Below are 9277 nucleotides of genomic sequence, written 5' to 3' on the forward strand. Positions count from 1 at the left end.
GTATAGGATGTAATGCTTCATATAAGTGATATTTTTAGTGTTTTTCTCTACATGTGTGTCTCGCGTCATAGTTTATAACTATTTTTGTTAATATTATTTTGCGTTTGTGTTTTTCTATTGTTTCATATTTTGCTGAGGTTATATTGACGTCAGTCATAACAATTGTTTAATTGATAATCGAAAACAATAACACAGGCCGGGACAGTGATATTTAGGCAGGAAATTCTGGGCTTGGCTAAGGCACAATAAACACCACAAACGGAGCTTATGTAATGATTCTCTCCAAAAAGAAAAAGCCCGGTTTACTGAAATTGGGTATTGGTCTTGTTTCTTTGGCTGTAGCTGCTGGTGTGCAGGCAAAAACACTGGTCTATTGCTCAGAAGGTTCACCTGAAGGTTTTAACCCGCAGTTATTCACCTCTGGTACCACTTTTGATGCCAGTGCCAGACCAATTTATAACCGTCTGGTGGATTTCAAATTAGGTACAACAGAGATTATTCCCAGTTTGTCTGAACGATGGGACGTTAGTGATGATGGTAAAACCTACACATTCCATTTGCGTAAGGGTGTGAGGTGGCATAGTAGTAAAGATTTCAAGCCCACACGTGATTTCAACGCCGACGATATTATCTTTACCTTTATGAGGCAGAAGGATAAAAATCATCCATATCATCAAGTATCCGGTGGCGGCTATGAATATTTTAGCGGCATGGATATGGAGAATATTATCAATAAAATAGAGAAGGTGGATGACTATACTGTCCGTTTTGTGTTGTCCCGTCCTGAAGCTCCTTTTCTCGCTAATCTGGCAATGGATTTCGCCTCAATTCTTTCCAAAGAATATGCTGATGTCATGATGAAAGCGGGTACGCCGGAAAAAGTCGACCTGAACCCAATTGGTACAGGGCCATTCCAGTTAGTACAGTACCAGAAAGATTCCCGTATTCTTTATAAGGCATTTAAGGATTATTGGGAAGGACCAGCAAAAATTGACCGTCTTGTCTTCTCTATTACCCCTGATGCTTCTGTTCGTTATGCAAAGCTACAGAAAAATGAATGTCAGGTCATGCCATACCCGAACCCTGCTGATATTGCGAGTATGAAGCAGAACAAAGATATTGTCCTGAAAGAGCAGGCTGGGATGAATGTCGGTTATCTTTCTTACAATGTCACTAAAAAGCCAATGGATAACCTCAAAGTGCGTCAGGCACTGACGATGGCAGTGAACAAAGATGCCATTATTGAGGCGGTATATCAGGGAGCGGGCCAGAAAGCGAAAAACCTGATCCCTCCTACAATGTGGGGTTATAACGATGATATCAAAGATTATGCTTATGATCCGGCTAAGGCTAAAGAGCTGCTGAAAGAAGCTGGTTTTGCGAATGGTTTCGAAACCGATCTTTGGGCAATGCCAGTACAACGCCCTTATAACCCGAATGCGCGCCGTATGGCGGAAATAATTCAGGCGGACTGGGCCAAAATTGGAGTAAAAGCCAAAATAGTCAGTTATGAATGGGGTGAATATCTGAAACGGGCGAAAGATGGTGAACCTCAAAACGTTATGATGGGCTGGACAGGGGATAATGGAGATCCTGATAATTTCTTTGGTACGTTGTTTAGTTGCGCAGCTAAAGATCAGGGTTCTAACTATTCAAAATGGTGTGATAAACAATTTGAAGACATCATTCTACCTGCCCGTAAAACAGCTGATGTTGCCAAACGCACTGAGCTTTATAAGCAAGCACAAGTAGTGATGCATGAACAGGTTCCGGCGTTGATTGTTGCCCACTCTACGGTTTATGAACCTATTCGTAAGGAAGTGAAAGGCTATGTGGTTGACCCACTTGGCAAGCACCTCTTTTACAACGTAGACCTCGAATAATTCTGTTTTTTCATTTGTTATGACTACCATCCCCCGAATTTCCCCGGGGGATGGTTACTCTTCTCTGGTAGGCAAGCAGGTCTGTGTAATACATAAACAGCCTGAGAGCTGTGATTAATAATTAAAAAGAGAATTCAGGATATGCTGCAATTTATCCTCCGGCGTCTGGGATTAGTGATCCCGACGTTTATTGGTATTACTCTGCTGACTTTCGCTTTTGTGCATATGATCCCCGGTGATCCGGTACTGATTATGGCGGGAGAGCGTGGTATTTCAGCTGAACGTCATGCTGAACTGATGGCAGCAATGGGGCTGGATAAGCCTCTTTGGGAGCAATATCTTCATTACATCAATGGCATACTACATGGTGATTTGGGTTCCTCCCTGAAGAGCCGCATTCCCGTATGGGATGAATTTGTCCCCCGATTTCAGGCCACTCTGGAATTAGGCATCTGTGCCATGTTATTCGCCATTTCTGTCGGTATTCCAGTTGGAGTGCTGGCGGCGGTCAAGCGTGGCTCTGTCTTTGATCATACCGCTGTTGGTCTGGCACTGACCGGCTATTCAATGCCCATTTTCTGGTGGGGCATTATGCTCATCATGCTGGTTTCTGTTCATTGGAACCTGACTCCTGTTTCCGGCCGCATAAGCGATAGCGTGTTTCTTGATGACAGTCATCCCCTGACAGGTTTTATGCTGATAGACACCTTGTTTTGGGGAGAAGACGGCGATTTCGTCGATGCTGTGATGCATATAATCCTTCCGGCGGTTGTGCTAGGAACTATCCCACTGGCGGTCATTGTGCGCATGACCCGCTCATCCATGCTGGAAGTTTTGGGCGAAGATTATATTCGTACTGCGCGAGCAAAAGGCCTGAGCCGTTTGCGTGTCATTATCATTCATGCGCTACGTAATGCCTTGTTGCCGGTGGTCACGGTGATTGGTCTGCAAGTGGGGGTTATGTTGGCGGGCGCGATTCTGACCGAAACGATTTTTTCATGGCCGGGGCTGGGGCGTTGGTTGATTGATGCACTTCAGCGCCGTGATTATCCGGTGGTACAGGGTGGAGTTTTGCTGGTGGCAACTATGATCATTTTGGTCAACTTTGCGGTTGACCTGCTGTATGGCATCGTCAACCCACGTATCCGGCATAAGAAATAAGGAGCGCATTATGACTCAACTTACTGAACAATCAGCATCAAGTGCTGAGCAAACAGTATCAGGTGCGCCAAAAATGATGACGCCGATACAGGAATTCTGGCATTACTTTAAACGTAATAAAGGGGCAGTCATTGGCCTTGCTTATATCATTCTGATGTTATTGATCGCGTTGTTTGCAGGACTACTGGCGCCACATGGCCCTGCTGAACAGTTCCGCGATTCTCTGCTGTTGCCTCCGGTGTGGCAGGATGGAGGAAGCTGGCAATTTATTCTCGGTACTGACGATGTCGGGCGAGATATCCTTTCCCGCCTGATGTATGGCGCACGTCTTTCCCTGTTGGTGGGTTGTCTGGTTGTTGTGATGTCGCTGGTGATGGGGATTATTCTGGGTCTGTTATCCGGTTATTTTGGCGGTGCGGTTGACGCAGCCATTATGCGGATAGTCGATATTATGCTGGCCTTGCCCAGCCTGCTGTTGGCACTGGTGCTGGTGGCTATTTTCGGCCCATCTATTGTGAACGCATCTCTGGCCCTGACATTTGTCGCTTTGCCCCACTATATCCGTCTGACAAGGGCCGCAGTGCTGGTGGAAGTCAACCGTGACTATGTGACCGCTTCTCAGGTTGCCGGAGCAGGTGCAGTACGTCAGATGTTCATCAATATTTTGCCTAACTGCCTTGCTCCTCTGATTGTGCAGGCATCATTGGGATTTTCGAATGCCATTCTCGATATGGCGGCTTTGGGTTTTCTGGGGATGGGGGCACAGCCGCCTACACCAGAATGGGGAACTATGTTGTCAGATGTATTGCAATTCGCTCAGAGTGCCTGGTGGGTAGTTACTTTTCCGGGGCTGGCGATCCTGTTGACAGTACTGGCATTTAACCTGATGGGAGACGGGCTGCGTGACGCGCTCGATCCTAAGCTCAAGCAGTAGGGGTATGGAATGGCATTGTTGAATATAGACCAATTATCGGTGCACTTCGGAGATGAAGATGCACCATTCCGCGCCGTTGACCGTATCAGCTACAGCGTTGAGCAGGGGCAGGTTGTCGGTATTGTCGGGGAGTCAGGTTCGGGTAAGTCTGTTAGTTCACTGGCGATTATGGGGCTGATAGATTATCCGGGCAAAGTGATGGCCGGAAAACTGGAGTTTGATGGCTGTGATCTGACAAAAATTTCTGAAAAAGAACGTCGTCAGTTGATTGGTGCGGAAGTTTCGATGATTTTTCAGGATCCGATGACCAGCCTTAATCCCTGCTATACCGTGGGCTATCAGATCATGGAAGCGTTGAAAGTCCATCAGGGCGGCAGCCGCAAAACCCGTTATCAGCGGGCGATTGATTTGCTGACTCTGGTGGGCATTCCGGATCCCGCTTCCCGTTTAGATGTTTATCCGCATCAGTTATCGGGAGGAATGAGCCAGCGCGTGATGATTGCGATGGCAATTGCCTGTCGGCCAAAACTACTGATTGCGGATGAACCGACAACAGCACTGGACGTCACTATTCAGGCTCAAATTATTGAACTGTTGCTTGAATTACAACAGCAGGAGAATATGGCTCTGATTCTGATCACTCATGATTTGGCGCTGGTTGCCGAAGCCGCACAGCATATTATTGTGATGTATGCAGGTCAGGTAGTGGAAGCCGGGAAGGCAACTGAAATATTCAAAGCGCCCCGCCATCCTTATACGCAGGCATTATTGCGGGCATTACCGGAATTTGCGGTAGACAAGGCCCGTCTGGCCTCGTTGCCGGGTGTTGTTCCGGGTAAATATGATCGTCCTGTCGGGTGTTTGCTTAATCCGCGCTGCCCTTATGCCACGGAACGTTGCTATCAGGTAGAGCCTGCATTGCAATTGGTTGGAGAACGTCAGGTTAAATGCCATATGCCGCTGGATGATAAGGGGAGGCCGACGATATGAGTATTCAAGAAACGGTGATGCACAAACAGGCTGTTCACAACGCGAGTGGGCAGGAAAAAACTTCCGTTCCTTTGCTGAAAGCGACTGAGTTAAAAAAATATTATCCTGTTAAAACGGGGATATTTTCACCTGAGCGGATGGTGAAAGCATTAGATGGTGTCTCATTTGAACTGGAAAAAGGCAAAACGCTAGCTGTTGTCGGCGAATCTGGCTGTGGAAAATCCACGTTAGGGCGCTTGCTGACTATGATAGAAAAGCCGACAGAAGGGGAACTGTATTATCTTGGGCAGGATTTATTGCTGCCAGATAAAGAAGCGGAAAAACTGCGACGTCAGAAAATCCAGATTGTATTCCAGAACCCTTATGCATCATTGAATCCACGAAAAAAAGTGGGGCAGATTCTGGAAGAGCCTTTACTTATCAATACAACACTGACCTCAGAAGAACGCAGAGAAAAAGTTCTGCAAATGATGGAGAAAGTCGGGCTAAAACCTGAACATTACCAGCGTTACCCTCATATGTTTTCTGGGGGGCAGCGCCAGCGTATCGCCATTGCCCGTGGATTAATGCTGAATCCTGATGTCGTTATTGCAGACGAACCTGTTTCCGCGCTGGATGTTTCGGTACGGGCGCAAGTTCTGAATCTGATGATGGATTTGCAACAAGAACTGGGTTTGTCATACGTATTTATTTCTCATGATCTCTCTGTTGTTGAGCATATTGCGGATGAAGTGATGGTCATGTATTTGGGACGCTGTGTTGAAAAGGGCGATAAACATACGATTTTCAATAACCCGAGTCACCCTTACACTCAGGCACTGTTGTCTGCAACACCGCGTTTAAATCCTGAACTCCGTCGTGAACGTATCAAATTAACAGGAGAACTGCCCAGTCCGATGAATCCGCCTCCGGGCTGTGCTTTTGCAGCCCGTTGCCGCCATGCTTTTGGCCCATGTACTCAGCTCCAGCCTAAATTACAGCAATACGGCGAGCGGCTTGTTGCTTGCTTTGCAGTAGAACAGAATCAAAATCCACCGGCGTAATTGCCACGGGCCGTAGCATAACGTATCAAATGTCTACGCAGTAGCTGATTTAAACCTTTAGTCTCTAATACCCCGCCAATTACGGCGGGGTATTCATCTAAACGAGACGATAAGAATAAAAATCAAGTATACTCAGCCGCATTAATAAGGCGTTATAGCCCGTCTTTGGTTAATTACTGGTTTGGATAAAATGAAATCGCGTGTCAAACGTTCGTTAACTATTAAACAGATGGCGGCAGTGACTGGAGTTACTTTGGTCACTCTTGCTATTTTCATTACTATCCAATTATCGCATTTGTTGCAGCAGCGAAAAGATGATTATATTAACCAACTCCATAATGCGGCTGCTCAGATTCAAACTCCCCTGACAGATGCTTTATTGAGGTCTGATCTCAATACAGCGAAAACATTACTGATCGGGCTGAAAACATCGGGTATTTTAGGGCGGGCTGAACTGATATCCAGAGATGACACCCGGATTATGAGTCTGGATTTCGCAACCCATCGGCCTATACCAGAACTGGCAAAGCGAGTTTTCGGCATCCCTGTAGAAATCAATATTCCTTTACATGTCTATGGTATCTCATCAAAAGACTTGGCATCGCAGGGGCATCTCATCCTACAGGTTGATTCCAATCGTGTGTATCGCTTTGCATTAAATACACTTGCGTTAATGTTGACGACTTACTTATTGCTTGCGCTTATTATTACGGTGTCAGTAAGTTGGTGTGTAAATCGTATCATCATACATCCGTTACGTGACATCGCGAGAGAACTGAATGAAGAACATCCGCCAGCTTCCATGATCTGCCCCAAAGGTCATCAGGATGATGAATTGGGTCTGCTGGTAAAAGGTTATAATCGCCAAATAAGTAAGCAAAAGTCTCGATGAAATGAAACCTTACAAGGTGAATAAAGGTCTAACAGTTTGCGATCTTTATTGGTTCAGACAAGGATAAAATTAAACAGGTAGGGGTAAGTGAGAATGCAATGCAAAAAAATCGGATATCTTATTGGTGGCACCATTCTGGCTACAACTTACTTTGCTCAGGCAGAGACTTTACAGCCTGATCCTGCCTGGCAACAGGGAAAACTGGAAAATGGGTTCAGTTGGCAAATCCTGCAAACCCCACAACGGCCGAACGACAGAATACAGTTGCGTTTAATGGTAAAAACCGGATCTCTGGCGGAGAAAAGCTATCAGCAGGGTTATACTTACCTCATACCCAAAATCGTTCTCTCTTCCAGTAAAGATTTATCCTCACAAAAACTGGAAAATCTGTGGCACAACGCAGTTGATAGCAAAAACCCTTTCCCGCCAGCCATAGTTTCCTATGATTTCACCCTTTATAGCCTTAGCTTACCGAATAATAAGCCTGAATTATTGCAGGATGCGCTAATCTGGCTATCCGATATTGCAGGCGGTGCTGTATTCACACCGCAAACATTAACTCCGGCGATGAAAACATCGGAGCATCTGGTAGCAACTTTACCATCAGACATACATGATCCTGTATGGCGTACACGATTACAGGGTTCAACGCTGATTGGTCATGATCCCGGAGCGAATGTATCAATCCCTGTCGATGTCAAAAAAGTCGAAGCATTTTATCGGCAGTGGTATACGCCGGATGCAATGACTTTATATATTGCGGGCAATGTGGATAGCCGGATATTGCCAGAGCGCCTTAATCAGGTATTTTCATCATTAGAAGGTAAACGTCAGACCCCTGTTGCGGTTCCTATCCTGCTGCCATTAAAAACAGAAACACTGGGAGTAGAAAGTGAGAAAGCCATACAGGACAGGCTTTCTTTAGCCTGGAACCTGAACTGGCAGCCGATTAATGATTCTCAGACACTATTTCAGCACTGGTCTAATGAACTTGCCCGTGAGGCTCTTTACCATTATTTGCAACTGAAGCTGGAAGAAAATCAAAATAACGCCAAACTGGATTTGGATTGCCGGGTTGTGTATCAACGGGCAAACTGCTACTTAAACCTGAACGCTTCATCAGGCAAACTGACGGATTCCACACTTTATCTGGCTTCCGCCCTGGCATCACTACGTGAAAGCGGGTTACCACAAGAGCAGTTTGATGAGCTGTACAAGCAGAAGCGCATTCAACTTCAGCATCTTTTCGCCGTCTATGCTCGCACAGACACAGACGTACTCATTAATCAGCGCCTGATTTCCCAACAGAACAATGTGATCGATATTGCTCCTGAGCAATACAGCAGACTGAGACAGATATTTTTATCTTCCCTCACACCGCAAGTGTTAAACAAAAAACTACAAGAGATGTTATCTCAGGAAACTTCATTTATTCTGGTGCAGCCAAAAGGGGAAGCGGGTATTGATGTGAATCAGCTCAGGGATAGCTTTAACCAGATTATGCGCCCAGGGCCATTGCCGGAAGAACCGAAGGAAACTGAAGCGATAAAAAAAGCAGACTAACCTTATCCCAAGAGAGCCCAAACTGCTTTTTTATTGTTAATTTTAAATCACCTCCATCCATAGGAGGTGATGACTACTTCACATACAGTTTTAGTTATTTCCTTATTTCTCGATAAGATTACAATTTCTATTTATCAATATATCTATAAATATATCATAATAATTATAATCGGGAGGACTAATACTCTCTAAAAATTGCTTTAACTTCTTAACGTTTTTAGTGTAAATATTAATTTCTGATTTTTTATGGCTTAAATTACTCAATAAATCATCGAATCCATGAAAATCTTTACCTATGTATCCTCTTTTGCCAAAAAATGCCTCCCCAAGCATACAAAAGAAATCAAGATAATTGTTAACTCCATCTAAATATAGTGAAGCATGGATTGTTTTTTCAGATTTTGGTAAAAAAGTTTGTTGCCAGTATAAACATGCAGTTAGCCATAATTTTTTAGATTCTTTGCATTTGTTATTTTTCCAGTATAGAAAATCATTTCCTTGAGCCCACTCTTTCAAAATAGTCATGATTGTAATAGGTGGCTCATCAGAAGTTTTTATTAACCATGAAAATTTCTGACAGTTTGTTAGAGTGTATTCTTTTTCTATGATATTTCCAAAAAATTCACAAATACACGTATTGTTAATATAATAAGATATGGTAACAAGATCATCTTGTCTGATTTTAATGTCATTAAGTATTGGGAACCTCTAAAAACTTTTCACAGCCACAAAATTGAGTAAAATGTAGACACAGTATATCTCTGCAAGGTAGCGCCGTCATGATACCGCCTCGTTCTGCTTTAAAAAAAGA

The 9277-nt window shown here is 44.5% G+C and carries 8 protein-coding genes; 7 read left to right on the forward strand and 1 reads right to left on the reverse strand.

The window, feature by feature from the left end:
- Positions 1-272 precede the first annotated feature (272 nt).
- From dppA to AACX68_RS03595, 7 genes are all read left to right on the forward strand, one after another.
- Positions 273-1883, forward strand: coding sequence for a dipeptide ABC transporter periplasmic-binding protein DppA (gene dppA / locus AACX68_RS03565; protein WP_228860616.1), 1611 nt, complete (start codon positions 273-275; stop codon positions 1881-1883).
- Positions 1884-2024: 141 nt separating this feature from the next.
- The gene (dppB, locus tag AACX68_RS03570; RefSeq protein WP_099109486.1) at positions 2025-3044 is read left to right on the forward strand and encodes a dipeptide ABC transporter permease DppB; all 1020 of its coding nucleotides are present in this window, start codon (positions 2025-2027) and stop codon (positions 3042-3044) included.
- Positions 3045-3054: 10 nt separating this feature from the next.
- Positions 3055-3978 carry a dipeptide ABC transporter permease DppC gene (gene dppC, locus AACX68_RS03575; protein ID WP_228860617.1) on the forward strand — a complete coding sequence of 308 codons (924 nt, stop codon included), beginning with the start codon at positions 3055-3057 and terminating at the stop codon, positions 3976-3978.
- Positions 3979-3987: 9 nt separating this feature from the next.
- The gene (gene dppD, locus AACX68_RS03580) at positions 3988-4968 is read left to right on the forward strand and encodes a dipeptide ABC transporter ATP-binding protein (RefSeq protein ID WP_099120320.1); all 981 of its coding nucleotides are present in this window, start codon (positions 3988-3990) and stop codon (positions 4966-4968) included.
- A gap of 17 nt (positions 4969-4985) precedes the next feature.
- Positions 4986-6011 carry a dipeptide ABC transporter ATP-binding subunit DppF gene (dppF, locus tag AACX68_RS03585; RefSeq protein WP_228860621.1) on the forward strand — a complete coding sequence of 342 codons (1026 nt, stop codon included), beginning with the start codon at positions 4986-4988 and terminating at the stop codon, positions 6009-6011.
- A gap of 190 nt (positions 6012-6201) precedes the next feature.
- Positions 6202-6903, forward strand: coding sequence for a HAMP domain-containing protein (locus AACX68_RS03590; RefSeq protein WP_228860618.1), 702 nt, complete (start codon positions 6202-6204; stop codon positions 6901-6903).
- Between the two features lie 93 nt (positions 6904-6996).
- Entirely contained in the window at positions 6997-8466 is a 1470-nt protein-coding gene (locus AACX68_RS03595; protein WP_228860619.1) for an insulinase family protein, read from the forward strand.
- A gap of 102 nt (positions 8467-8568) precedes the next feature.
- Here the strand turns inward: AACX68_RS03595 and AACX68_RS03600 are convergent, their stop codons facing one another.
- On the reverse strand, positions 8569-8991 hold the full coding sequence (locus tag AACX68_RS03600; protein ID WP_228860620.1) for a hypothetical protein: 423 nt from the start codon (positions 8989-8991) through the stop codon (positions 8569-8571).
- Positions 8992-9277: the final 286 nt, after the last annotated feature.

It is taken from the genome of Xenorhabdus sp. PB61.4 (assembly GCF_963894935.1).
In the GTDB taxonomy this organism is placed as follows: Bacteria; Pseudomonadota; Gammaproteobacteria; order Enterobacterales; family Enterobacteriaceae; genus Xenorhabdus; species Xenorhabdus stockiae.